The organism is Pseudodesulfovibrio profundus, assembly GCF_900217235.1.
GTDB classification, from domain to species: domain Bacteria; phylum Desulfobacterota; class Desulfovibrionia; order Desulfovibrionales; family Desulfovibrionaceae; genus Pseudodesulfovibrio; species Pseudodesulfovibrio profundus.
Window position 1 is genome coordinate 766,733 of sequence record NZ_LT907975.1, and the last position, 25,752, is coordinate 792,484.

28 protein-coding genes are annotated in these 25,752 nt (G+C 54.3%); 7 read left to right on the forward strand and 21 right to left on the reverse strand.

Going from position 1 to position 25,752, the window contains the following annotated elements; genetic code table 11:
* Window positions 1-5: 5 nt before the first annotated feature.
* On the reverse strand, window positions 6-425 hold the full coding sequence (gene nikR / locus DPRO_RS03780) for a nickel-responsive transcriptional regulator NikR (RefSeq protein WP_097010859.1): 420 nt from the start codon (window positions 423-425) through the stop codon (window positions 6-8).
* Between the two features lie 13 nt (window positions 426-438).
* Window positions 439-1,119: a class I SAM-dependent methyltransferase gene (locus tag DPRO_RS03785; RefSeq protein ID WP_097010860.1), complete on the reverse strand. Its 681-nt coding sequence runs from the start codon at window positions 1,117-1,119 to the stop codon at window positions 439-441.
* A 330-nt stretch (window positions 1,120-1,449) separates the two neighbouring features.
* Between DPRO_RS03785 and gcvH the strand changes: the two genes are divergently transcribed.
* From gcvH to DPRO_RS03810, 5 genes are all read left to right on the forward strand, one after another.
* Window positions 1,450-1,827: a glycine cleavage system protein GcvH gene (gene gcvH / locus DPRO_RS03790; protein WP_173806736.1), complete on the forward strand. Its 378-nt coding sequence runs from the start codon at window positions 1,450-1,452 to the stop codon at window positions 1,825-1,827.
* Window positions 1,828-1,952: 125 nt separating this feature from the next.
* A complete protein-coding gene (gene gcvPA / locus DPRO_RS03795; RefSeq protein ID WP_097010861.1) occupies window positions 1,953-3,287 on the forward strand; it encodes an aminomethyl-transferring glycine dehydrogenase subunit GcvPA in 1,335 nt (444 codons plus the stop codon).
* Window positions 3,284-4,726, forward strand: a complete 1,443-nt coding sequence (gene gcvPB, locus DPRO_RS03800; protein ID WP_097010862.1) for an aminomethyl-transferring glycine dehydrogenase subunit GcvPB — start codon at window positions 3,284-3,286, stop codon at window positions 4,724-4,726. The genes gcvPA and gcvPB overlap by 4 nt, the downstream gene beginning before the upstream one ends.
* Window positions 4,716-6,080, forward strand: a complete 1,365-nt coding sequence (locus DPRO_RS03805) for a dihydrolipoyl dehydrogenase family protein (RefSeq protein WP_097010863.1) — start codon at window positions 4,716-4,718, stop codon at window positions 6,078-6,080. Before gcvPB ends, DPRO_RS03805 begins: the two co-directional genes overlap by 11 nt.
* Window positions 6,077-6,526, forward strand: a complete 450-nt coding sequence (locus DPRO_RS03810) for a YhcH/YjgK/YiaL family protein (RefSeq protein ID WP_097010864.1) — start codon at window positions 6,077-6,079, stop codon at window positions 6,524-6,526. The genes DPRO_RS03805 and DPRO_RS03810 overlap by 4 nt, the downstream gene beginning before the upstream one ends.
* Before the next feature lie 69 nt (window positions 6,527-6,595).
* On the opposite strand, the gene DPRO_RS03815 is transcribed toward DPRO_RS03810, so the two are convergent.
* The 3 genes from DPRO_RS03815 to DPRO_RS03825 form a co-directional block, all read right to left on the reverse strand.
* Window positions 6,596-7,144 carry a hypothetical protein gene (locus DPRO_RS03815; protein WP_097010865.1) on the reverse strand — a complete coding sequence of 183 codons (549 nt, stop codon included), beginning with the start codon at window positions 7,142-7,144 and terminating at the stop codon, window positions 6,596-6,598.
* Between the two features lie 326 nt (window positions 7,145-7,470).
* Window positions 7,471-7,989: a hypothetical protein gene (locus DPRO_RS03820; RefSeq protein WP_097010866.1), complete on the reverse strand. Its 519-nt coding sequence runs from the start codon at window positions 7,987-7,989 to the stop codon at window positions 7,471-7,473.
* Between the two features lie 92 nt (window positions 7,990-8,081).
* Entirely contained in the window at window positions 8,082-9,839 is a 1,758-nt protein-coding gene (locus tag DPRO_RS03825; protein WP_097010867.1) for a chloride channel protein, read from the reverse strand.
* Window positions 9,840-10,023: 184 nt separating this feature from the next.
* Between DPRO_RS03825 and DPRO_RS03830 the strand changes: the two genes are divergently transcribed.
* Window positions 10,024-10,545, forward strand: coding sequence for a hypothetical protein (locus DPRO_RS03830; protein ID WP_097010868.1), 522 nt, complete (start codon window positions 10,024-10,026; stop codon window positions 10,543-10,545).
* 107 nt (window positions 10,546-10,652) lie between these two features.
* Here DPRO_RS03830 and DPRO_RS03835 read toward each other — a convergent pair whose 3' ends face one another.
* The 6 genes from DPRO_RS03835 to aroL all read right to left on the reverse strand — a co-directional run bounded on the left by DPRO_RS03835 (window position 10,653) and on the right by aroL (window position 15,504).
* Window positions 10,653-11,120: a hypothetical protein gene (locus DPRO_RS03835; protein WP_097010869.1), complete on the reverse strand. Its 468-nt coding sequence runs from the start codon at window positions 11,118-11,120 to the stop codon at window positions 10,653-10,655.
* 134 nt (window positions 11,121-11,254) lie between these two features.
* On the reverse strand, window positions 11,255-11,701 hold the full coding sequence (locus DPRO_RS03840) for a tetratricopeptide repeat protein (protein ID WP_097010870.1): 447 nt from the start codon (window positions 11,699-11,701) through the stop codon (window positions 11,255-11,257).
* An 80-nt stretch (window positions 11,702-11,781) separates the two neighbouring features.
* Window positions 11,782-12,846, reverse strand: a complete 1,065-nt coding sequence (gene aroC / locus DPRO_RS03845; protein WP_097010871.1) for a chorismate synthase — start codon at window positions 12,844-12,846, stop codon at window positions 11,782-11,784.
* A 9-nt stretch (window positions 12,847-12,855) separates the two neighbouring features.
* Window positions 12,856-13,515: a potassium channel family protein gene (locus DPRO_RS03850; RefSeq protein ID WP_097010872.1), complete on the reverse strand. Its 660-nt coding sequence runs from the start codon at window positions 13,513-13,515 to the stop codon at window positions 12,856-12,858.
* Between the two features lie 15 nt (window positions 13,516-13,530).
* Window positions 13,531-14,898 (reverse strand): TrkH family potassium uptake protein, encoded by a 1,368-nt coding sequence (locus DPRO_RS03855; RefSeq protein WP_097010873.1) that lies wholly within the window; start codon window positions 14,896-14,898, stop codon window positions 13,531-13,533.
* A gap of 84 nt (window positions 14,899-14,982) precedes the next feature.
* Window positions 14,983-15,504 carry a shikimate kinase AroL gene (gene aroL / locus DPRO_RS03860; RefSeq protein ID WP_173806832.1) on the reverse strand — a complete coding sequence of 174 codons (522 nt, stop codon included), beginning with the start codon at window positions 15,502-15,504 and terminating at the stop codon, window positions 14,983-14,985.
* Window positions 15,505-15,659: 155 nt separating this feature from the next.
* Here aroL and DPRO_RS03865 point away from each other — a divergent pair, with 155 nt between their 5' ends.
* Complete coding sequence (locus tag DPRO_RS03865; RefSeq protein WP_097010874.1) at window positions 15,660-15,878, forward strand: 4Fe-4S domain-containing protein; 219 nt, start codon at window positions 15,660-15,662, stop codon at window positions 15,876-15,878.
* A 94-nt stretch (window positions 15,879-15,972) separates the two neighbouring features.
* Here DPRO_RS03865 and DPRO_RS03870 read toward each other — a convergent pair whose 3' ends face one another.
* From DPRO_RS03870 to nuoH, 10 genes are all read right to left on the reverse strand, one after another.
* Window positions 15,973-16,557, reverse strand: a complete 585-nt coding sequence (locus DPRO_RS03870; protein WP_097010875.1) for a type I restriction enzyme HsdR N-terminal domain-containing protein — start codon at window positions 16,555-16,557, stop codon at window positions 15,973-15,975.
* Window positions 16,558-16,714: 157 nt separating this feature from the next.
* On the reverse strand, window positions 16,715-18,109 hold the full coding sequence (locus DPRO_RS03875) for an NADH-quinone oxidoreductase subunit N (RefSeq protein ID WP_173806834.1): 1,395 nt from the start codon (window positions 18,107-18,109) through the stop codon (window positions 16,715-16,717).
* 74 nt (window positions 18,110-18,183) lie between these two features.
* A complete protein-coding gene (locus DPRO_RS03880) occupies window positions 18,184-19,719 on the reverse strand; it encodes a complex I subunit 4 family protein (RefSeq protein WP_097010877.1) in 1,536 nt (511 codons plus the stop codon).
* Window positions 19,720-19,742: 23 nt separating this feature from the next.
* Entirely contained in the window at window positions 19,743-21,536 is a 1,794-nt protein-coding gene (locus tag DPRO_RS03885) for a Na(+)/H(+) antiporter subunit D (RefSeq protein ID WP_097010878.1), read from the reverse strand.
* Complete coding sequence (locus DPRO_RS03890; protein ID WP_097010879.1) at window positions 21,526-21,786, reverse strand: hypothetical protein; 261 nt, start codon at window positions 21,784-21,786, stop codon at window positions 21,526-21,528. The genes DPRO_RS03885 and DPRO_RS03890 overlap by 11 nt, the downstream gene beginning before the upstream one ends.
* Before the next feature lie 9 nt (window positions 21,787-21,795).
* Window positions 21,796-23,343, reverse strand: coding sequence for a monovalent cation/H+ antiporter subunit D family protein (locus DPRO_RS03895; RefSeq protein ID WP_097010880.1), 1,548 nt, complete (start codon window positions 23,341-23,343; stop codon window positions 21,796-21,798).
* A 5-nt stretch (window positions 23,344-23,348) separates the two neighbouring features.
* Window positions 23,349-23,657 carry an NADH-quinone oxidoreductase subunit NuoK gene (nuoK, locus tag DPRO_RS03900; protein WP_097010881.1) on the reverse strand — a complete coding sequence of 103 codons (309 nt, stop codon included), beginning with the start codon at window positions 23,655-23,657 and terminating at the stop codon, window positions 23,349-23,351.
* Window positions 23,658-24,167 (reverse strand): NADH-quinone oxidoreductase subunit J family protein, encoded by a 510-nt coding sequence (locus tag DPRO_RS03905; RefSeq protein ID WP_097010882.1) that lies wholly within the window; start codon window positions 24,165-24,167, stop codon window positions 23,658-23,660.
* A 3-nt stretch (window positions 24,168-24,170) separates the two neighbouring features.
* The gene (locus DPRO_RS03910) at window positions 24,171-24,758 is read right to left on the reverse strand and encodes a 4Fe-4S binding protein (protein ID WP_097010883.1); all 588 of its coding nucleotides are present in this window, start codon (window positions 24,756-24,758) and stop codon (window positions 24,171-24,173) included.
* A gap of 12 nt (window positions 24,759-24,770) precedes the next feature.
* Window positions 24,771-25,745 (reverse strand): NADH-quinone oxidoreductase subunit NuoH, encoded by a 975-nt coding sequence (nuoH, locus tag DPRO_RS03915; RefSeq protein ID WP_097010884.1) that lies wholly within the window; start codon window positions 25,743-25,745, stop codon window positions 24,771-24,773.
* Window positions 25,746-25,752: the final 7 nt, after the last annotated feature.

Genomic DNA, 25,752 nt, shown 5'->3' on the forward strand with positions numbered 1-25,752 from the left:
CGTGGTTAGATCAAATCCCGACCGGTGGTGGTCAGTGCGAGATTGCCGTGCTTGACGCCTTTGGTTGAAATCAATTTCTGCCCGAGGTCCTTGATTGTGTCCGCATCGCCCTTGAGGATAATCACTTCCAGACAGTTGTGATGATCGAGGTGGACGTGCAGCGAAGACTGGATGACGTCATGCGCATCATGCTGAATCTCGGTGAGCCGCTGTGAAAGACCGGATTTATGGTGATCGTAGACCAGAGTCAAGGTCCCGGCGAGATCGCCTTCCGCCTGTTCCCATTCACGTTGGACCAGCGTATTGCGGATAAGGTCCCTGATGGCCTCGGAACGAGTCTGGTAGCTTCGCTCCTCGCAATGCGTGTCAAACTTCTCCAGCAGGTCGGAATCAAGTGATACACCGAATCGAATTGTCTTGCCCATAAAACCTCCAGTATTAAGGAATGGTTATTTCCCACAGGTTCACTGTGGCATTCTGGCCGCAAAGAGCCACTTTTTCCGTTGTGATTTTTTCCGGCTTGAATCCTTCGTTTCGCAGCTCATCCCATACCGGCCGTGAAACGGTTCGCACAGGTTCGCCGATCCAGATCGAACCTCCCGGCGCCAGTGCATGTCGAAACAGTCGTATAATCGGATCGAAAAATCGTTTTTCATATAAGATGTCGCCGCCCCAGATATGCTCGAATGCATTTGGACGAAGAGCCGGATACCGCCAATCCATTAAGGCCCAGACCGGCTGTGGAACATCATTGATGTGTGTATTGTGGCGAGCAAAGCGGACAGCGGGCCACTCGTAATCAAAAGCAATGACTTCGGCCCCCACGGAACTGGCGATCATGCCGGTCAATCCAAGACCACAACCGAGATCAAGACAGGGCTTTCCGCGCAACAGGTCGGCATTGCGCAGGATGTGACGGCCAAGCAGCACACTTGCAGGCCAGACTTCGGCCCAATAAGGAAGCCGCTCATCTTCATCCAGATCACGCTCATCCATGGCATCCCAGAGAGCTTCCATATCGGCAGCCCGGTCTAAAATCCATGTCTTCCCTTCGACCTCGACCTCAACACGAGACCCTGGGTCCAGGGTGCAAAGCCTGTCTGCTTTTTGTATGTTCATATCCGAATCACTCATATCAATGACACTTTTTACACATCAAAAGTGCCACGGTCAACATAAAGCGTAACACAAAAGACACCATCTACATTTCAACAAGACACAACTACCGCACTACTCCATCCATAACCGACGAATATTGCCTGTATTTTTTCAGTGACCAAACACTCGATCGTCAAAAAACTGACACTTGAAGTGAGTTTTGTTGACTAACAGCCAATCCGCTGGAAAAGCGTCATTTTTTTTACTATTTCCAACATTTTTTTCCCGTGATATGAATGCCGGATAACGTAGAGAGCACTGCAAAACTTTTCCAATACAAGGAGCAACGCTATGATCCCCGAAGATTTGAAGTACGCTAAATCCCACGAGTGGGTGCTGGTCGAAGGTGAAATTGCCACTGTCGGCATCACTCAGTTCGCCCAGGAGCAGCTTGGTGACCTGACGTTCGTCGAGCTTCCCGAAGTGGGCGACACCTTTGAAGCCGGCTCTGAAATGGGTTCTGTCGAATCCGTCAAGGCCGCCAGCGAAATCTACGCTCCGGTCACCGGCGAAGTCATCGAGGTGAACGAGGAGCTGGAAGACGCTCCTGAAAAAGTGAACGAAGAGCCTTACGGTTCCGGCTGGCTGCTCAAGTTCAAGATCAAGGGCGAACCCGAAGGATTGCTTGACGCTGAAGGTTATGCCGGCGTCATCGAGTCCGAAGGTTAAGAAGAACTTTCCAGGCCGAGACGTCCCGTGTCTCGGCCTTTTCTTTTCATCAACTTATTATGAGCTGCCGGTAGCAATCTGTTCATTAACGGATGGCGTCATCAGGCAGACGAGAGGGTAACCCCATGCCGTATGTTCCCCATACTGAAGATGAAGTAAGGGAAATGCTCGCAACCATCGGCGTTGATTCCATTGATGATCTCTTTGCCGAGATCAAGGAAGAGATGCGCCCACAGAGTTTCGACTTGCCCGAAGGCCTCAGTGAAATGGAAGTGCTCGCCAAGCTGGAAGGCATGGCGGACAAAAACGTCACCAACCGCGTCAGCTTCCTGGGTGCCGGTTTCTACGATCACTATATCCCGGCGGCCGTGGATGCGCTGACCATGCGCGGCGAGTTCTACACCGCATACACCCCGTACCAGCCCGAATCTTCCCAGGGCACGCTGCAAGCAATTTTCGAATACCAGACCGCTGTCTGCCGCTTGCTGGGCATGGATTGCGCCAACGCATCCGTATACGACGGCGGCACGGCCCTGTACGAGTCACTGATGATGGCCGTTCGCAAGACGAAACGCCGCAAAATCATTGTCTCCGAAGCTCTGAACCCCATTTACCGGGTCATGCTCGGCTCCTACACTTCCAACCTTGATCTCGAATTCGTCACAGTCCCCCACAAGGGCGGCATGACCGACATTGAAGGATTGAAAGCAGCCATCGACAATGAAACCGCAGCATTGCTGGTGCAGAACCCTAACTTCTTCGGGTCCATCAACGACTTCACCGAGCTGTTCAATGCATGTCGCGAAGCCAAGGCCGTATCCATCATCTCAAGCTACCCTGTACTACAGAGCCTGCTCAAGACTCCCGGTTCCATGGGGGCCGATATCGCCGTCGCCGAAGGACAGTCCCTTGGACTGCCCCTTTCGTTCGGTGGGCCTTACCTCGGCATCATGACCTGCACCAAGAAGATGGTCCGCCAGATGCCCGGACGCATCGCCGGACGTACCGTGGATAGCGAGGGCCGCACCGGCTATGTCCTGACCCTTCAGGCTCGTGAGCAGCATATCCGCCGACAGAAGGCGACATCCAACATCTGCTCCAACCAATCCCTCTGCGCCCTGCGCGCACTGGTACACATGTGCGCTCTGGGCGAACTCGGCATGAAACGCGCCGCCCGCCTTTCCATTGAACGCGCCCATATCTGCGCCGAGCGCCTCACCGCCATTGACGGTGTGGAAATGCTGACACAGGGACCCTTCGGGAACGAGTTTGCCATCACCCTGCCGGTCAACGCGTTTGATGTCATCGCCAAGCTGACGGATCGCGGCTTTGTTCCCGGCTTCCCGCTCGGGAAATACTATGACGACTTGGAAAACGGTCTGCTGGTGGCCTGCACGGAAAAGACCAGCGAAGAACAGATCGGTATCTTTGCCGAGATGCTCAAGGGGGCGCTCAAATGAAAACCATCTTTGAAAAATCCGTAGCCGGACGCGAAGGCTGCTGGCCCTGCGAAGGCATGGCCGAAGAAGCATACATTCCTGCTGACCTGTTGCGCGACGGCGACATCGGACTGCCATCCGCCAGCGAGCTGGATGTGGTTCGCCATTTCACCAAGCTCTCACAGCGCAACTTTGGTGTGGATGGCAACTTCTACCCGCTGGGTTCCTGTACCATGAAGTACAATCCCAAGTTCACCGAGTCCGTTGCCGGACTGCCCGGGTTCACCCGCCTGCACCCGGTGCTGCCGCAGCTTCAGGGAGCCGGAGGCATGTGTCAGGGCGCGCTTGAGGTCATGTACGAAACCGAGAATCTGCTCAGCGAAATCACCGGAATGGCTGCATACACCCTGCATCCCATGGCCGGTGCGCACGGTGAGCTGACCGGTGTCATGCTCATGGCTGCCTACCACAAGGACAAGGGCAACAAGAAAACCAAGATCATCGTTCCGGACTCCGCACACGGCACCAACCCCGCATCCGCTGCCATTGCCGGATATGATGTGGTCACGGTCGAATCCGTGGACGGCATTGTCGATCCGGGCGCCCTCGCGGAAGTGCTGGATGATGAAGTCGCCGGTATGATGATGACCTGTCCCAATACGTTGGGACTGTTCGAGAAGAATCTGCCTGAAGTTGTCCGAATGCTGCGAGAAGTCGACGCTCTGCTCTATTACGACGGCGCGAATCTCAACGCCATCATGGGCAAAATGCGAGTCGGCGACGCCGGTTTCGACATCGTACACCTGAACCTGCACAAAACCTTTGCCACACCACACGGTGGAGGCGGTCCCGGTTCCGGGCCGGTCGGCGTCAGCGAAAAGCTCGTCGACTTCCTGCCCATCTCCCGTGTGGCCAAGCAGGAAGACGGACAGTTCTTCCTTGACTACAACTATCCGAAATCCATCGGATATGTTGCACCTTTCTATGGCAACTTCGGCGTCTACCTCAAGGCATACGCCTACATCCTGCGTCTTGGCGGCGTTGGCCTGACCCGCGCAACCGAAAACGCGGTTCTGGCTGCCAACTACATGCGGAAACGTTTGTCTGATCACTTCGATATCCCCTACGACCGCATCTGCATGCACGAATTCGTTGCATCGGCCTCACCACAGGCCAAAAACGGCGTTCGTGCGCTGGATATCGCCAAAGCGCTTCTGGACAAGGGGCACCACGCCCCCACCGTATACTTCCCGCTGATCGTGCCCGAAGCACTCATGGTGGAGCCGACTGAAACGGAAAACAAAGAAACGCTGGACGGGTTCATCGACGACCTGATCGCCATCGCGGAGCAGGCCAAGACCGACCCCGAGGCCATCAAGGCGGCCCCTGTAACGCTGCCTGTCACCCGTCTGGATGAAACACATGCTGCACGCGCAATGGAGTTAACTGATGATTTATGATCTCGTGGTAATCGGGTCCGGGCCCGGGGGATTTGATGCTGCCGTTGAAGCAGCAGACCTCGGCCTCTCGGTCGCACTGGTTGAGAAAGACGTCCTCGGAGGCACCTGCCTCAACTGGGGATGCATTCCGACCAAGCTCTGGCTTGGTGCGACATCAGCCATCGAGGAACTGCATAATCAGGCGAAGATGAAAGTCGCCTCGGGTGAAGTCAACGTCGACTTCCCCGCCCTGCAGGCTCGGGTGCAAAAACACCTGACCGGCACCCGAAAAGCCATGGCCATGCAGCTCAAAAAAGCTGGCGTGGAACTCGTTGAAGGATTTGGAAAGCTCGGTGGAGACAATACAGTTGTCGTTTCCGGCGAAGACGGAGACACAACTCTTGAATACAAGAATCTGATCGTTGCCTCGGGATCAAAACCAATATTCTTCCCCGGCCTGGAGCCTGATGGAGAGTGTGTTCTTGATTCCAACATGTTCCTGGCCCAGGAAACCATGCCCTCGTCGCTGATCGTGGTCGGCGCAGGTTTCATCGGGCTGGAAATGGCTCAGGTAGCCCATCGCATGGGTGCCAAGGTTACGGTCATCGATGCCATGGACCGGGTGGCTCCCCTGGAAGACCCCGCTGTTTCAAAGGCACTCCGCTCGGTGTTCAAGCGTTGGAAGTGGGATATCCTGCTCGAAAAACGCGTGGCCGGAGTACAGACTGTAGACGGTAAAGGCGTGTTGACACTCGACACCCGCGACAAACTGGAAGCAGAAAAGATTCTGGTAGCGGTAGGGCGTGGCCCAGTCACAGCTGACATGGGCCTTGAAGAAGCCGGAATCGAACTGGAGTTCAACAAGATCGTTGTGAACGACAATTTGCAGGCTGCGGATAACATCTATGCCATTGGCGACGTCAACGGCGAGATTCAGTTGGCGCATGCCGCTGCCCATCAGGCCCACTATGTTGTCTCGCGCATTACGGGCAAGACAGACGCGCCGTACGCATCCGGACATGTGCCAAGTGTGCTCTACGGCTCTCCCGAAGTCATGCGCGTGGGTATGATGGAAAACGAGGCATTCCTCTCCGACTATGAGAATACGGAAACCTCCACCGCTCAGTTGGCAGCCAATCCCATGGCGCAGGCACACGCCGCGACCCAGGGATTTGTCAAGGTGGTATGGTCCGGCGGCAAGGTCGTAGGAATCACGGCAGTGGGTCATGATGTTTCACGCCTCTGCCTCGGAGCAACCATGATCGTTGAGCAGGGATGGACCGAAAAAGACGTGCACGGCACCATTTTCGCCCACCCCTCCCTTGACGAATCGCTGCTTGCAGCCCTCAAAGCGGAGCGTAAACAAAGCAAATGATCATCGACGTATTAACCAATGCGGATTTCTATGCGGGACTCAACCCACATTTGAAAACAGCTTTCGACTTTCTGCGACAGACCGACCTCAACATACTTGAAGAAGGTCGCCATGAAGTTGATGGCGACAAGGTGTACGCTGTGGTCGCCATGGGCCTCGGCAGGAAACCCGAAGACGCATTGCTTGAAACGCACGATAATTACATCGATATTCAATACGTCCTTGAAGGGACTGACAACATAGGGTGGAAAGCGCGCAAAGACCTCGGGCAACCAACCGAGGCATCAGATCCGCGCAACGATGTTCAGTTCTATGCCGACCAACCATCAGCATGGACTGCCATCGGTCCTGGCCAGTTCGGGATCTACTTTCCCGAAGACGGACACATGCCCATGATTTCGGACGATCAGCTACATAAAGTCATCATGAAAGTGGCTGTAAAGTAACTGCAACCGAAACAAGAAAAAACAACCGGGAAGCCCGCCATACGTGGACTTCCCGGTTTTCTTTTTTAATCAACCCGTCACCGGAGCCGCAGACGGCTCATAGTCATTGATGCTATCCAGACGAACGGCTGCCAGACGGCGGTTTTCGAGCATTTTAATGACCGGACCGAGTTGAGGTCCCAACATATACCCCTTGATGGAGATATTGTTGGTGAAGTTCAACCAGGTGATCGCATACAATGCCCGTGCAACCCCGGACGAAAATCGGGGCTTGGCCGACTTGTTGATTTCGATGCGCAGTGTCCTCATCCCCGGAACACCCCCTTCCCTGAATGCCAGCACTTCACCGAAGCGAATCATGACATAGCCGAAAGGTGTGAACACCGAGAACCGGTCATCCAGCACTTTGAGCATGGGCTGCCGCATCATGGCGGCGGCTGCATTGACGACGCAAATACAAAAGCCGACCATCAGGACCAGTGAGGCCGATATGCGGATATCCGCCTGCTTGATGTTGAGGAACCCGGCTATGGCCAGGCCCAGACAAATGGCTGCGAAGACAACACTGCTTCGCACACTCTGTTCGTTTGAGTAGATTTTAATTGGAATGTACAACATAGGTGCACCTTGTTTTCGGCAAGAATTAAGTGGAAACGATATCCACTCCGGAAACAGGTACTCCTCCCGCAGGCCGTTGGCCCGAGTCCTGAACACAGATCAACGCGAACAATACTCCCCTATTCGCGCAAATACATGACGCACCCGGGCGGCGCACGATCAATTCGTACGAGGCGTTCTGCAGTGTGGTGTGATGATTCAATAGACATGTCTGCTCCTCCTTTCGGATTTCTCCAAAGGGGGAAGCAGCCTTGAGCAAGGTGACTCAAGTGTACAACAATGGTTCAGCTAAAGCAACCGGGGGTTTTCAGGGGATATACGGACGCTTAATGGAGAGCGTGTTCGTCGGGTTCCTGTACGAAAAAACCATCATTTTGAGGGATTTCCAAAGCGAGTAACCCTTCAACTGTCAATGCAGGGCCAGCCCACAGCGTTCCCTGTACATTGAAACCACGCACCAAACGTTTGGCGTGATCGAGCGCCATGCAGACCTGCTCCGTGTAATGAGCTTTGGGAAAACGGAACTCTGCGTCATGCGCCCATTCAGGGCGAGGCTCATCGGCAGGCCAGGAAATCGGATTTTTAAGACGCCAGATGACGGTATCGTCGGTATGTGAAACCACAACCCCTTCATCGATGCCCTGACATGCAGGATTGCCGCAGTCACAGGTATAGATGAAAAACTCACCGGACATGGTGGATGATGTCACCAGCGCGACAGGATCAATGTACACATTGATCTCATGCAGATACTGGCCGTCAACCGAGAGGTTGATGTCGATGTATGCGTCTTCCGGATTCTTCTCATCCAGAGAAAGCGTGGCGGTGATACGGATGTCATTCATTGCGTTCGTCCTTGCATAAAAATTCGGCAGCAACCGAACCGAGGCAATTAGCACACAACGAAACGCAGTACAACGCCTGCCATTCGACGCTCCTACTTCGAGCTGTCGCTCATGATCTCATGTTTGACGATAGCAGAATTGTAGGCATTATTGATGGCCGATTCCGTCAAGGTACCGGCCAGTGTCCCGCGCTCTCCCGGTACAAGGACCGGAACCTGTGAGACACCACTGTCCGTAATCCTGTCCAGCGCCGTTTGCAACGTATCTTCGGTGGTCACCGTCACCAGCTCACGCGTTCCAAGGTCCATGGCAATGATCAACTGCTGCAATCCTTCTTCCTGCAATACAGCTCGGATATCGCGGAAGGAAATGATGCCGGTCAGTCGCCCTTCTTCATTGACCACATGCAGATACGGGGCATTCTGGGTTTTGAATGTCCAGATGATCTGCTGCAGTGGTAGGGACTCCGGTATGGTCACAACATCACGGGTCATGACCTCCTTGACCAGCAGATGCTCCAACAGATGGCGATCCCGCCCAGCCTCGATATCTATGCCACGCCGAAGCAGCTTAGTGGTGTAAATGGAGGCACGGCGAATGGTCGAGTTCATGACCGTCGCCGTAATGCAGGTCAGCATCAACGGCAGTATGATGGAATACGTCCCCGACATTTCAAAGATAATGAGAATGGCGGTGATAGGCGCATACGTTGTACCGGCAACAACGCCTCCCATGGCGACCAGCGCATAGGCGCCGGGGAGTGATGTCTGCCCGGGAAGCAATGCGTGGAGCACCATGCCGAATGCTCCGCCTGTCATGGCTCCCATGAACAGGGAAGGCGCGAACACACCACCGGACCCGCCGGACCCCAGTGTCAACGACGAGGCAAGAATCTTGACAAAAACAAGGACCACCAAAAGGTGCAACTCCATGGAGTTGTTCAGCGCCATATTCATGGCACCATATCCTACGCCAAAGACCTGGGGGTAGACGGCGAAAACAACGCCGAGCAATCCGCCACCAATGGCCGGCTTGATCCAGTCCGGTATCGGCATGGCTTCAAACCGATCTTCGAACCAGTACAAAATCTTAGTGAATGCCAAGGCGACAAGTCCTGTCAGGATGCCAAGGAGTGGATAGAAAAAGAACTCCCACAGGGAGACAATGGAATACGCCGGAATACTGAAATGAGGGAAGTTGCCAAAGTAATAACGGGATATGGTCGTGGCCGTAACCGATGCAAGGACCACTGGCGAGAACTGCATGACGCCGAAGTCACCGATAATGATCTCAAGGGCAAACAGGACGCCGGCGATGGGGGCATTGAAGGTAGCGGCAATACCGGCGGCAGCACCGCAACCGACCATGGTTCGCATATGAACACTGGGAATCTTGAAAAGTTGTCCTATGGAAGAGCCGATGGACGATCCTATCTGAACCATTGGCCCTTCTCGACCAACCGACCCACCCGAACCGATGGTCACGGCCGAGGCAAAAATCTTTGCAGCCGCCACACGTTTTCGGATTCGCCCACCTCGCAATGCGATGGCCTGAATAACTTCGGGAACACCGTGCCCTTTTGCTTCTTTGGCAAAGAAAGAAATGACCAACCCGACCACCAGTCCACCGACCGCCGGCATGACAATCTTCATCCACAACGGGATGGTGTCATGTATGAAAATCATGTCCTCAGTGTTCTGATAGAACAGCCACTGCATTGATTTGAGTATGTATTTGAATACCACCGCGCCGTAACCGGCAAGAACACCTATCAGGATGGCCAAAAAAAGATGTTTCACGTTTGGCCGTGTAAGGCGCTCAAATAATGATTCCCCTCGTTCTCCGGGCATGGAGTCTCCAGCGTTCATGTTGGCTCGGTTATTGACAATGAATGCGCCCGATATACTTCACCCTATTGAATATATAGCAGGACTATTGCTCGTAAATCAAGAATCAACGGGAAAGCTTGAGCCGGGAACGGAAAAAGGGTACTTGAATCCCTCCCGACAACAATGACCAATGCAGGAGAGCATCATGGCGAAATACGATATTACACCTTTGGAGCCGAAGCCGGAATTCGACATCATGTATTACATGGAGATCGCTGGCGAATCGCGCATCGATCAGGAAATGATGGATGAGTTCGGTCCTTTCTGGGACAAATGGGCGGCGAATAACCTGAAGGCATATGAACTGAAAAACCCTGAGGGTGAAGGCAAATTTCTGCTCATCTACCTCGACGAGGAAGTAGACAGCACCATTGACGGCATCTGGCAGGACTCCCCCACCCACGGTCTGCTGATCCACGCTCTTGCCATCACCATGGTCATGAGTTCAGCACAGGGATTCATTCCCGAATTGAGCGACGGACAATGTGCACCGCTGCCCCGTCCGGGCGAAGGTGTACTCGGCGCATTCAGCGAACTGGGGCTTACCTGGAACCAAGAGGGAAGCGTCAATCGCAAATACGCCGTGTTGACCCCCTATCCCTACAATGGTGGCTGTGAAATCTGCTACCTCAGCTCCACCTGCCCCAAGAGCACCACTCAGCAGTAAAAAACCTGCTCACATCACATAAAGGACGGCCCGACCTGCCAAGTGCAGATCGGGCCGTTTTTCTATCTGAAAGAAAATTCGCTTTATCAGGCTGTTGGAAGAAGGAATCAGTAATATGCCAACTTTTGAGGAGGCGTCTTTCCCTCAAAGAATTCATCGACTTTGGCCTTGTCCGCACCACTGATTTTCAGGTCCGACACATTCAATATCGAGCCGAACTGCCCGTAGGTTTTGACGGCTCTATCGATGAAATCCGCATCAACAAACGCCGCCTTGACCGTCACGGGTCTGCCGCCCCAGGCTACCGTCAGCGACACTTCAGGGTCTCGCTCCGGCGCACGGGTGATGAAATTACCTGTTCGGACCAGAGTCTCGGTCACTTGATCGGGAAACAATCCCCCGAGCCTGCCCAGCTTATCCACAAACCCCGGCATGACAGCCAGATAATAGTACTGATCAATTTTGCAGGCTATGGATCGCCCCGGCATGTTCAGCATCCATGGTTCATCGGCAAACCCTTTGCCAAGCCCACGTTGCAAACGTTCCACGACTCCCGAATAATCCGTTAATGGCATAGCGCGACTCCTCAGTATAGACCTCATCGCCACCGGCTGGACCTTGTCCCCTCACTCGCTTCACAAAAACGCCCCGACATCGCAGGATATCGGGGCGTTGATCACTTCATGATTGTCTCTGAATCACCATTTTATCATTTGTTGACGACAAATTGCTCAAGATACTTGGCGTGCAGACGGCTATCAACCTGCTGCCTAATGGCTTTTACATCTCCAGCCGACGGCTCCAGTTCCTTGAGCTTGGCCGGAAGCCCCTCCTGGCAGTACTCACTGCGGGCATATGTATTCAGATTCACATTGGTTTCATGTTCAACCGAATAGCAAGTCACACGCTTGGTTGTATATAAGTACTCGTATGCTTTGGCCATTTCACCGGCCTTCTCCGCACAACGAGCCTTGAGGAAAAATGCGTACGCTATATCCATCAGGTCATCAGGATTACTGATGGTTTGATCCAGATAAGGCAACGCTTCAGCGCAATTACCGTCTTTGACAAAGGCATGACCGATATTAAGATCACTCTTTTGGGCACCACAGCCAGCCAGTACCAGTACGATAAGCAGGACCATCAATTTCTTCATACGTATTTCCTCGCAAAACGATTCAGTATTAACAGCATGTTCGAATAATTATACCATGGTCTGTTCAATGTCCAGCCGGTCTAGCGGGTTCGGCCGAGCCGACGGTCTATGAGCAGGAGGTCGGCTATGGTCAGTGCCAACATGGACTTGAGGACCATATTGATACGGGGAATAGCTGAGATGTCATGTCGGCCACCAATCATCACGAACGTTTCCTGCCCGTCGACTGTAACCGTCCGTTGTTCCTGAAGAATAGAAGGGATAGGCTTGACGTATGCCCGAGCGACCACATCCTGTCCCGAGGAAATACCGCCAAGTATCCCACCGGCGTTGTTGGAAAGGAAGCCTTCTGGTGTGAGCGGATCATTGTTCTCGCTTCCACGCTTGCGAGCCGCTTCCGTTCCTGCGCCGATTTCCACTGCCTTGACTGCACCAACGGACATCAGCGCATGGGCGATACGGGCATCGAACTTGCCGAATACCGGCTCACCCAGCCCGATGGGAACCGAGGTTGCTCGGACCTCGACAACACCACCGAGGGTGTCTTCCTCGTCTTTAACCTGACTCACATACTCATTCCATTTGGCAGGCGCATCCGGGTCCGGGCTGAAATATTCCCTGTCTGTGGAGCCTTCATAGTCAATCACTTCAGCAGGGATTCCGCCCAGCTCGACCGTGTAGGCGTATACTGAAATCCCTTCCTGCTTGAGCAGCTCCTGAGCAATGGCACCACCGGCTACGCGAGAAACGGTCTCCCGCCCGGACGAACGTCCGCCGCCGCGGTAGTCGCGAACGCCATACTTGCCGGTATAGGTGAAATCACCATGTCCCGGGCGAAAAATTTCCTTGATAGTGGAATAGTCATGGGAACGCTGATTTGTATTCTCCACGAATAAACCGATGGGAGTTCCAGTGGTCACTCCCTCAAACACACCCGACTGAATGCGAACCTGATCCGGCTCCTTTCGCGTGGTCGACGCCACGCCGCCCTGACCTGGCTTGCGACGGTCCAGCTCTTTTTGAATGATGGATTCATCCAGTGGAATACCCGCAGGGCAACCATCAACTACTCCCCCAAGCCCCGCGCCATGGGATTCCCCAAACGTGGTCAGCCTGAACAGTTCTCCAAACGTACTTCCGTACATACTCTCTCCCTAGGATTTCTCTATGCGCATGACGTCATTGGTCTTGCCTATCAACACAATGACATCTCCTTCTTCAAATACCATATCAGCCTTGGGAACAAAGCTGAATTCTGCTTCCTCCCGGCGGCGAACGGCTATCACCTGTATATGAAAAGTATTGGTCAAATCCAGTTCACGCAAGGTCTTTCCTGCCCATGACTTGACCAGTATCTCGCGGGTGGCGACATCCGACCCTAGCCCGAAGTAATCGTGAATCCCGGGTGTGGTCAGGCGCTGGGCCAACTGAAAAGCGACAAAAGCCTCGGGAAAGACAACATGGTGTACACCCAGTTTATAAAGCACCCGTTCGTGCTCCTCGCTGATTGCTTTGACCCAGATTTCCTCCACCCCAAGCGACAACAGATTCAGTACCGCAAGAATGGACGCCTCCATGGAATCGCCAGTGGAAACGATCACCCGCTCCAGGTCCTTGAAGCCGATCTGCTCCAGCGCTTTTTCATCAGTGGCATCGGCCCTGAAGACTTGCGTTAGCTTATCCTGTGCCTTGCGAACATTGTCGCCCTGATTATCTACGCCAACCACGGAATGACCAAGGCCAACCAATGCTTCCGCTAGGGAATAACCGAATTTTCCCAACCCGATGACGCCTATTTCCTTTCTGTCTGCCATGACGCAACTCCTGCCTTACCCCAGCGGCAAATCCGCCGAGGGCAATTCGTACCGGCGCTCGGACTGCCAGCTATTCAATGCGGACAGCAGCCAGAGAGGCCCCAGCCTGACCACGAACATCAATACGATTACCATACTTTTTTCCGCGCCATTCAGATCACCGGTGATGCCCGTGGACAAACCGACGGTGGCGAATGCGGAAACTATTTCAAACATGTTGACCATAAATTTATCTCTGCCCATCAAATAGGAAGCAACATCAGCACTTTCCAGCGAAGTGAGGCAGATGGTACCGACAAATACCAGCAAAACGGACATGGTGAACAGGGTGATTGCCCTATTCATCGCCGCCGGACTCAAGGCGAAACGCCCGATTCTGACCTGGCTCTCGCCCCGGAACTGGGCAGCTACAAAACTGCACAATGCCCGGAAGGTTGTCGTCTTGATTCCTCCGGCACACGAACCGGGAGAGCCACCGACAAACATCAAGGCCATCATGAAGACCAGTGAAACATTGGTCATGGTCCCGATATCCACAGTATTGAATCCGGCTGTCCTACTGGTCACAGACTGGAATAACGATGTAAGGATCCACTCCCCGTAAGAGTCAGGAGCATTCCCTGCAGCTCCCTCAGCGATAAAAAAGATCGCGGCCCCTGCAAGCGTTAGAAATGCGGATGTTTTCAAAACGATGTAAGAATGCCAACTGAGCAAGGGCATACCCGTCTTGAGCGAATGACGATTGGTCAGCAGCCGCTTCAACAGGCGGGAGCACTCCAGAATCACATAAAATCCCAGCCCGCCGAGGGTAATCAACGCCATGAATACGATATTGATTCCGGCATCGCCGCTCCAATTGGACAGTGAATCCGGGTAGAGAGAGAAACCGGCGTTACAAAAGGCTGATATGGAGTGAAACAACGCGGAATACGGATGGAACCCGACAGGGTCCAGTAGCCATAACGCCACTGCTCCAGACAGCTCAAAGAAAAATGTTGCTCCCACCACAAGAAGAAGAAAACGAAGGAGGCTGAAGGAAGGATCATGCAGCAAGGTCTGGCCGACAGCAAAACGGTCTTTCAGCGGAACACGCTGTCCCAGAAGGTAGATCAGCAGGGTTGTGAAGGTCATGATCCCCAGGCCGCCAAGCTGGATCAGCAGCAGGATGATAGTCTGGCCGAGGAGAGAAAAGTAACTGCCGGTATCAACAACAATCAGACCGGTGACGCACATGGCCGATGTTGCGGTGAACAAGGCATCCAGAAAGCTCAACGGGCCGCCAGGATGACTGGCATCCAGATATAGAGCCAGTCCTCCCAAAAGAATGGGGCCTGCAAAAAAGAAAATTGGCAGCCAGTATGGCGAAATCACTTTCGAACGCATGTCATTCCTTGACCGACACCGTGCTACAGATACTTCGAAACATACAACGGGGTGTATGCCTGTCGGGGCGAACTGTCAAAAAGCTCAGGAAATATTGTCCAATTTATACATTGCGTACTGGACGATCTCATCGATTTCCCCTTCCGGCAGGATAATATCGGCACACCTTTCATACAGAGGCGCACGCTCTGCCAGAATCTCCCGGACCTCTTCATCCAGTGGTTTCCCGGTCAATGATGGGCGTTGCATTTCATTGGGATCCGCCATCAGCCGTTGGACCAGCGTATCGACAGAAGCTTTCAGGTAAATCACCGTGCCGCCACTCAGCAGAGAACGATTCTGCTCCCGAAGAACGATACCACCGCCACATCCGACCACTTTCGGAGAACTGCTGGAAACCGATGACAAGATGTCGCTTTCCTTTTCTCTGAAACCATCCCAACCATTGGCATCGATGTAGTCGGAAATTTCCATGCCCACACTCTCTACAAGCGCATGGTCAGTATCAATGAAATCGACACCCAACGATGTAGCCAGAGCACGCCCAATACTGGTCTTGCCACAAGCCCGGGGGCCAATCAGATATATATTCCTTTTCAACTCCATAACGAGCAACGTAGAGCAAAAATGGCTGAGATTCAACGATTTACATAGCTCAAAAATAAGCATCCATGATTCGTTGACGCCACAATCCTTTATATTTTAGGGAAATTGTATCAATAGCACTTGTCAAACATAGGAACTATTACTACTATAAAATCATGACAACGAAAAAGACTTGTACACAACTTCGTGAGGTCGCCATCGAGCTGGGCGATTGCCGCCTGTGCCAGGGCTGTGTCGACTTGAACCCTGATGTTTTTGAATGGGACGACAATCTCGATATGCCGTATGTTTGTCGCTCCCAGGTTACGGAAGAAGAAGTGCAGGATATCATGAATTCATGCCCCGAAGGATGCATTGTCTTCGTGGACTGCTAACAACTAGAGTCAGCTTCTTGTGGTGTAGCGACCGGTGATTTCTCCTCTATCACCGGTCGCTTATCTTTTGATTCATGCAAAATGATATCCTCTGCTATTCACTGCCCTTCACACGCTCAGGCATGGGCGGCAAGGAGCAGGATTCACTGCAGCACGTTCCGTATATGAAGCCGCAGTATGTATGAAAAACGCGGGTCTGCTTGTCGCGCTGCTCATCGGTCAAAGGCTGAATCTCGGCCTCGTTGACCATCTCCATCAACGCTTCGTAATCAGGTATCGCTTGCATGGACTTGCCGATCAGCTCACCTGTTCGGGTATCGAGCAGGGACGCATCCATGGAATCGGAGACAACGGCGAAAGGCACCGGGCCACCCTCAATGAGTCGGGCTGCACAGACTGTTTCCCGCTCAAAAGTCCCCACCTCTCCGGCACAGAAGATTACCAGAAAGATAGGCTTGTCGTTCTCATCATACAACACCAGATCAATTGGCCGCTCAAACTCTTCGTCCTCGACACAATATGTCAACGGCAACTTGGCCTTGAGCCGTTCCTTGGGATATCCCTTTTCCTCGACCATGAAGCGCGCCAACGCCTGTCGAAACTCCTCAAACGTCGTTTCATCGATCTCTTCACCAGTCAGGTAATCGCGGATCGTTCCGCCCAAACTTGTTTCATGCATATTGTATCTCCCTTCTTACAAGATAACGCCCCAAAACGGGTGAAGCAAGTGAGAGCAGAAAAAACGCTCATTCTTACAAAACATATTCCTGTTCATTAGATAAAAAAAGCCCCTGCCTGGTTTTCAGACAGGGGCTTATATTCGTTAATAGGACTATCTAGTGTCCGCCGCCACCAGTAGCGACAGCGATGCCGTAGAGGACCTTGCCAGCGTCAATGGCGAAGTTGAACAATGGCGCCGGGAGGATTCCCACGACCAACACGGCAGCAGCCAGCATACCGGCTCCAGCCGAAGCAAACCAACCGTTATCCGGATCAGGGTGATTTCCGGGTACCTTCTCTTCAGTGAAGGCGTGACGGAACAGACTCAGATAATAGTAGATGGCGATGGCGGAGTTCAGCACCAGAATGATAACCAGCCAGTTGTATCCATGATCCCATGCAGAGGTGATCAGGAAGAACTTGCCCATGAATCCCATGGTCGGCGGCAGCCCGACAAGAGCAAACGCACCGGCCGCGAGGGAGAACGCCAGCACCGGCGCCTTCTTGTACAATCCATTCAGGTCACTGTACTCAAGGTTTCGTCCATCCACTGCTACGCGAGAAATGACCCAGAAGACCAGCAGGTTCATCAACAGGTAGGCCATGGCATAAAACGCCGCAGCACCCAGACCTTCCGGCGTGCCGCTGACCAGACCGACCATGATGTACCCGGCGTGCGCCACCGAAGAGAAACCAAGCAGTCGCTTGAGGTCCTTCTGTACCAGTGCGCTGAGGTTGCCGAAGGTCATGGAACACGCGCCCAGTATGGCGAGCAGCGTGGTGATTTCCAGTCCCGGTTCAAGGAAAGTAGCCAAACGAACCAGAACAACGATGGCACCCATCTTGGGCATGGTCGCCACAAAGGCTGCAGTCTCGTTGCTGGCTCCCTGATAGACATCCGGACACCAGAAGTGGAACGGGAACAATGCCAGCTTGAAGAACATCCCGCCAAGGAACAGACAGAGTCCGACCACGGCCATGGGGTTCTCGGCAAAGTGCCAGTTCTTCGTGGCGAGTTCAGCAATATACGTCGTGTGCTGGCTGGCCATGACATAGGACAAACCATACAGCGCCAGAGCCGTGGCTACGGCGCCGAACAGAATGTACTTCACGCCCGACTCAGCAGCACCCTTGGACTTGGCCCGCAGCGGGATGATCGCATACATGGAGTAGGAGGCCAGCTCCAACGCCAGGTAGATGGTGATCAGTTCCACACAGGAAGCGAGCATTATCAGGCCAAGGGTGGAGAAGCCGAGCAACATGTAATAATCGGCTCGTTTCTCGTCGGCCAGCGTGGGCTGACGCGATGTATTCAGGACGATGACAAAGAAGCCGAACGCAATGGCGATCTTGAAGAACTGTGACATGAGGTCCACTTTGTAGACATCATAAAACAGTGTGCCATGGGCGCTGTAGGCTGCAATTGTTGTAAACAGGCCAAGACCGGCTCCAAAAGGCAGCCATTTCTCGACATCAGGCTTCCACTCCCTGTTGCCGCAGCTTTGAATCATCAAAGCCACCACAAGGAAGAGATAGAAGAGTTCCGGGACGATGAGACTGAGATTGTAGTTCACGTCAAGGCCCCCTACTTATTGCCCGCAAAGACACTGAGAATGTCATTGGCGGCAGTTTGCATCGGCTGCCCTTCTTCGAGATGCGCGACCTTGCGCTTGTCGAAGTCGTTGAGCAGCTTGTCAATTGACGGATCGATGATCTTGAAGAACGGCGTGGGTGCCAGACCGATCCAGAGGACGAATACTGCGGGAATGGTCAGGTAGACCCACTCACGCGCATTCAGATCCTTCCATGTCTTGGCCGTGGAAGGCTTACCCCATGCCATCTTGAGCGATACGCGGAACATGTATGCCGCGGCCAGCAATGCGCCGGGAACACACAGGAAACCAATCCAGGTGCTCTCCTGGAATGCGCCGACGAAAACGAGAATCTCACCGACGAACCCGTTGGTCCCGGGGAAGCCGAATGAGGCCAGGGCCATGAGCCCCCAGAAGAACATGAAGGCAGGCAGATACTTGCCCATACCCATGTTATCCTCGATTTCGCGACTATGGCTGCGCTCGTAAACGCAACCGATCATCATAAAGAGTGCGCCGGTGACGATGCCGTGGTTCAGCATCTGGAACAACGCCCCTTCCACGCCGCGCATATTGAAGAGGAAGATGCCGAGTGTGACAAATCCCATATGCCCGACTGATGAGTAGGCGATCAGTTTTTTGATGTCCGTTTGTCCCAGCGCGATGGCTCCGCCGTAGATGATGGATACAAGTGAAATCACGATCATCATCGGGGCGAAGTATTCGCTGGCAGCCGGGGTGAGCGGCAGGCAGAAGCGCAGGAATCCGTAGGTTCCCATCTTCAGCAGAACGGCCGCCAGTATGACGGAACCGGCCGAAGGCGCCTGAACGTGCGCTGCGGGCAGCCATGTATGGAACGGAAACATGGGCACCTTGATGGCAAAGGCGAGGGCCATTGCCAGGAATGCCCAGAACTGGAAGCGGAAGCTGAAGTTCATCTGCATCAGATCGGGGATGGAGAAGGTTCCACCGGTGATTCTGAAGGCAACGATGGCCGCCAGAAGCAGCGTTGAGCCTGCCAGCGTGTAGAGGAAGAACTTCAACGATGCGTACTTGCGATCGTCGCCGCCCCATACTGCGATCAGCAGATACATGGGGATCAGCATGGCCTCCCAGAACACATAGAACAGGACCAGATCCAACGCGCAGAAAACGCCGAGGACCGATGAGGTCATGAACAGCAGACAGAAGTGGAACTCCTTGACCCGCTTGCCGATATAGGTCCAAGAGCACAGAACGCACAGCGGCAGGACCGCTATGGTCAGCAGGACCATGAGGATGCTGATTCCATCCACGCCGAGATAATACTGCAGGCCCCACTGGTGGACCCAGTCGATTTTCTCGACAAACTGGAATTCAGCGTTGAGTTTGAAGTTCATGAGCGGCACGGCGAGCAGGCACTCGAGGAGTGACACTGCAAGGGTGTAGACCCTCACCACCGGCGCGGCCTTGATGAAGAAGAGACCACATGCCGCCACAAGCGGGAATGCGATCAACAGTGTGAGTACCGGATATCCGAAGTCCAAAATGAGCTCTCCTTAGATTGTCCGGCTTAGCCGAAGTACCATACCAGGGCGAAAATGCCCAAACCAAGAACGGTTGCAAACGCCAGGTAATCCTGCAGATTCGCGGTCTGAACCTTGGCTCCGACCTTGCCCAGATACCTGACGGAATAGGCGCTTCCGTCCACCACTGTATCAATGCCCTTCTTATCGAAGACACTGGTGCCACTACCCGCCTTGACCAAGGCCTTGAGGCCGACCGTGCGGTAGACCTCGGTCCAAACATCGTCAATCTTGGATACAGGCCAGCACACCGCACGCATGGTCACGCGACCAATCAGGCGGTAGAACCAGTCAAAGTCCAGATTGAGATAATCATGGGGCTTGATGACCGAACGGGTCAGGTAGAATGCCAGGCCGGAGAAGCCGAGCAGCAGACCCGAGTTGATGACCTTGTCGATATGCCAGGGCTCGAACTGATGTTCCACGGCCATCGGGAGATAGCGGTAGAGCATGTCCGGATATACACCCTGAGCGATACACAGGAGACCGCAAATGCCCATGCCGACGTACATATTGAACGGCAGCGGCTTGATCTCGCCGGTGTATTCCTTCTTGCCACCCCAAAACGCGAAGTATGGGAGCTTGATACCGACCGAGATAAACGTACCAACAGCGGCGATTTCCATGCCGAGCGCCAGGAACACGCGGTGGGCCTCGGCCGCACCGGTGATTGTCATGGTCTTCGAGATGAAGCCGTTGAAGAGCGGCATACCCGAGATCGACAGGGCCGCGACCATGTACCAGACCATGACCCATGGCAGTTTGTAGGCCAGACCGCCGAGCTTATCGAGCTTGGCAGTGCCCACTGCGTAGAGGATGGCACCGGTGCCCATGAAGAGCAGACCCTTATAAAGGATATGGGCATACGCATGAGCCACTGCGCCGTTGAGCGTCATGGCGGTACCTATGCCGATTCCGGCGACCATGTATCCGACCTGTGAAACGATGTGGTAGGACAGGATGCGGCGGGCGTTGTTTTCGATACACGCGTACAGTACGCCGAAGACCGCCATACAGGTACCGGCTATAGCCAGCACTTCCCACCCGGCAAAGCCGCGGGCCAGAACGTAGACAGCCGTCTTGGTGGTGAAGGCACACATGTACACCGCACCGGCGATGGATGCTCTCGGATAGGCATCGGGCAGCCATGCGTGCAGCGGCACCACAGCGGCGTTGACGCAGAATCCGGCGAGGATCAGCCAGTCGTACAAATGACCTGCCGTGGGATCAGCCGCCGTAAAGGCGAATGAACCGGTGGCCTTGTACTTGAGCAGCAGACCGGCCAGCAGGAAGAGACCGCCCACCGTGTGGTACACGAAGTAGCGGAAACCTGCGCGGACAGACTCTTTGGTCCGTGCCTGCCAGATCAGGAAGGTGGAACCGATGGACATCAGCTCCCAGAACAGGAAGACCGTCAGCAGATCGCCGGCGAACACGCAGCCGAAGCCACCTGCCACATAGAGCGATCCTGCCACATAATGGCCCCTGTCTTCCACGTGCATGCCGTATATACCGCCGATGAAGGCGATAATGGCAAAGACCTGACCGAAAACGAGGGACAATTTGTCCACTCTTCCCAATGTCAGGGTTTGATCAAGATATTCGACGGCTCCGTACATGCCGGGTTCCACCGACATGACCGAAGCGATAGCCATCAGCGGCGCAACCAATCCGAGGGTGCCGCGAAAGGCCTTGTTCAGCCACAGCCCTTTCGGGACAAGCGGCACAATGGCCGCCAGCGCCAGAAACGCCATGGAGGGATGGACGAAACTAGTCTCCATAGTAGTCCTCCTTGCGCTTGATAAAAGGCTGCACGATTTTCTTCATGATGATTACCATGCCCAGACCGACAAAGAGTCCGAATCCGGCAAAGAATCCGGGGTACTTGTCGAGACCGAAGTGCGGATGATGGGAAACAAACGGGACGTTGAGTACCAGCAGCACACCGAGCACTGCAAAGAAGATGTACTTCCACGTCTTTGCGTTGTCTCTCCATTTGGCGAGGAGTTCCCCTAAACCTTGTTGACTCATATATACCCCCTAGAACTTGCCCAGAATGTTGACGAAGTTCAGGAACGTCTGCGGATACAGACCCAGGAACACGGAGATGGTCGCCGTGATGCACAGCGGCACAACCATGGTCTTGGAAGCCTCGTTATACTGATTGATATTGGCCTCCGGTGCCGGCTCCTTGAAGAAGGCGCGGTATAGGATAGGCACAAAGTAACCGGCATTCAGAGCCGTACTGAGCAGCAGCATAACCAACAGCGGCAACTGGTTGGAATCGAGTGTTCCATTGACCAGATACCATTTGGACACGAACCCGCAGACCGGGGGCATGCCTATCATCGAGAGAGAGGCGATACCGAACGCACCGAAGGTCCAAGGCATTCTCCGTCCCAGTCCGTCCATGAGCGATATCTTTTTAAGGTGCGTGGCCACATAGATGGCACCGGCACCCATAAAGAGTGTGATCTTGGAGAAGGCGTGGTGCGCGATATGCATCACGCCGCCCTGCACCGCCGCATCGACCAGCATGGTCACACCGACCACGACATAGGAAAGCTGGGCTACCGTCGAGTAAGCCAGCCGCGCCTTGATGTCGTCTTTGGTCAGGGCGATGAATGATGCCACCACCAGGGTGAACCCGGCGATGTACGCGGTTCCGTGGGCGATGGAGAGATCACCAAGCCAGGTGCCCGGTGCGCCGACAAAGAGCTGACTCATGGTCAGCATCCCGGCGGTCTTCGTTCCGAAGGCGGACAGGATGATGCGGCAGACACAGAAGACACCGGCCTTAACAACGGCCACTGCGTGCAGCAAAGCCGAAACCGGAGTCGGTGCGACCATTGCCGAAGGCAGCCAGTTGTGGAACGGCATGAGCGCCGCTTTACCGATACCGAAGATGAACAGCCAGTAGGTCAGCGCGACAAGTCGCGGGCTCTCCGCAACCACTTCCGGGGTGAACATGCCGTTGACGATGTCCGCCAGGTGGAAGTCGAGGTTACCGACCAGCACGTAGGTCAGGACCATCGCGGGCAGGAGGAAGAGCTTCGAGGTACCCATCAAGTAAACGATGTACTTGCGGGCGCCGATCCGTGCTTCCTCATCTTCGTGATGATAAACAAGCGGATACGTGAAGACCGTGATGATCTCGTAGAAGAGATACAGGGTAAACACGTTGGCCGAGAGGGCAACGCCGATGGCACCGAAGATGGCAACGGCGAAACAGACATAGTACCGGGTCTGCGCGTGTTCATTGAGACCGCGCATGTAGCCGATGTTGTAGCTGGTTACGAAGAACCAGAGGAACGGTGCGATCAGGCCGAAGACCATGGACAAACCGTCTGCGGCAAACGCGATGGTTATCCCGGGCATGATCGTCGTTACATGGTAATACCAGACTTCGCCGTTCAGGACGGCCGGAGCCATGGACAACACAGTCATAAACGTGGTTGCAGCAGCAATGAAGCTGACAGCCTCACGTTTGTTCTCATCTTTTCTCATGAGCCAGACAAAGAGCGGTGCGATCAGTGTAATCACCACCGGCAGCAGAATCCGGGCACTTTCTATGGTAACCCCATTCATAACAGCTAATCCTTCAAGGTAGTGATGTCACTGGTTCTCGCGGAACCGAACCGTCTGGCAACGACAATGACGATAGCCAGCACAAGAGTCGCTTCAGCCGCGGCAAGTCCCATGACGAACAGGGTGCCGAGCTGACCGAGGGCCGCACTGAAATCCGTGAGCTGGGCCGCTGCCACCATGGACAGACCGGCTCCGTTGAGCATCAGCTCCACGCAGATCAGCATACCGATTAGGCTTCTTCTCTGCGTGAGGCCAAAAAGCCCGGCACACAGCAGAATCAGCGCTACAATTTGATATAAGGTAAGGGCGCTCATCTATCTCTTCCCCCTCTTTTCCCAGGTCAGCAGCACGGCGCCGGACATGGCGACCATGAGGATGACCGATATCAACTCAAAGGGCAGAAAGTAGGAGCCCATAAGCTCAAGCCCCAGTTGCTTGATCGTGACCTCGGCAGGAACCGCGATGGATTCCACCGGCCGTGTCATGACCAGCCAGCCCAGGACCGCAGCGGGCGCGATAGTGGCCGCCAATCCGAACACATAGGTCTTCATGGGGGCGGCACCGGATTCATCCCCGCCCTTCTCCGCACGGGTCAGCATGACCGCGAAGAAGATGAGAACCGAAACGGCACCCACGTAGATGAGCAGTTGCATGAAAGCCATGAACGGGGTTGCCAGCAGCATGTACATGCCGGCCACACCGATGAGCGTCGTGATAAGGCCCACCAGAGCGCGGACCAAACTGGAGCTGGAGACAGCTACGATGGATCCGCCCAGAATGATGAGCGTGTAGACGCTGAATGCGACTTTAGCCATTACTTCCATAACTTACGCCTCCTTCTCCGCCTCGGCTTTCTGGGCCTTGGCCTTGGGTGCCGATGCAGACACTTGTGTTGCCTGCTCTTTCAGGCGAGCGATGAGGTCGATGTTCATCTCTTCTCTGCTCGAGGCGACCCAGTAGATGTTGTTGGAGAACTTCAGCGATTTCACCGGACAGTTGTCGATACAGGTACCGCACAGGCTGCACAGGGTGTAATCGTAGGTAAACTTGGCCGGATTCTTCGGCGCCTTTGGCTTGACGACCTTTTCCCCCGCCTCTTCGGCAGCCTTCATGGCTGCTTCTTCTTCGGGCGTAGGTTTGGGTGCTTTCTGCTTCACCAGCTTGAGGCACTTGCTCGGGCAGTTGGTCACGCACATCATGCAGGAGATGCATTTGGGCATGGCCGGATCCTTGGGCTTGCCGATAAGTTCCACGTGTCCGCCATAGGTCGACAGATTCTCATCATCGATGACCTGACGCGGGTAGTGGACGGTGACCTGCGGTTTGCAGAAGTACTTACCGGTGATCTTGAGACCGACCAGCAATGACCAGCAGTCCAATATGGGCTGTATGACGTGTTTTCTGAATGTACTCATATTCCTACACCTCTACAGCTTGATGAGCAGCGCCGTGGCGAGCAGGTTTGCGGTAGCCAGCGGCAGGAGCCACTTCCAGTTGATATTCAGCAACTGGTCGAAGCGTACCCTGGGGAATGTCCAGCGAGCCCAGATCATGACGAAGAGCAGCGCATATGTCTTGATCAGCATCCACCACCACCCTTCCACGCCGGGGAAGGGACCGTTGAATCCGCCCAGGAACAGGACCGAACAGACGGAGCACATGACGACCATGTACCCGTATTCAGCCATGAAGAAGAGGCCGAATCCCATGGAGGAGTATTCCGTGTGGAAACCGGCGGTCAGTTCCGACTCGGCTTCGGCCAGGTCGAAAGGAGCACGGTTCGTTTCACCGAACATGGCGATGATGAAGATCAGGAAGGCCAGCGGCTGCTTCCAGATAATCCAGTTACCGATATGCCCACCCTGCATCAGCGTGATCTCCGACAGGTTCAGTGTACCTGTCATGAAGGAGACCGTGAGAACGGTGAGCAGCAGCGGGATTTCGTAGGCAACGGTCTGGGCCACGGCACGAGCCGCGCCGAGAACGCCCCATTTATTGTTGGATGCCCAACCAGCCAGAATGACGGCCAGCCCATTGAAACTGGAGAAAGCCAGGATCAGAAGCAGACCGAGGTTGACTTCCATTCCGGTCAGAACCGGACCGTAGGGAATGGGCATGAAGAGCAGGAGCACCGGAATCATGGACAGAATCGGTGCCATCCAAAAGAGGATTGCATCGGAGTTGTCCGGTGTCAGGAGCTGTTTGCTCATGAGTTTCAGGCCGTCGATGAGCGGCTGTAATGCGCCGTGCGGACCGACCTCGTATGGACCGGGACGTCGCTGGATGTGGCCGGCGAACTTACGTTCACAGTAGACCAGCACCAATGCGTTGACTCCCAGCCAGACCATGGCCCCGACAGCGGCTATCAGCAGCGGTACGATGTGTTCAATAAATGCATTCATATTTCCA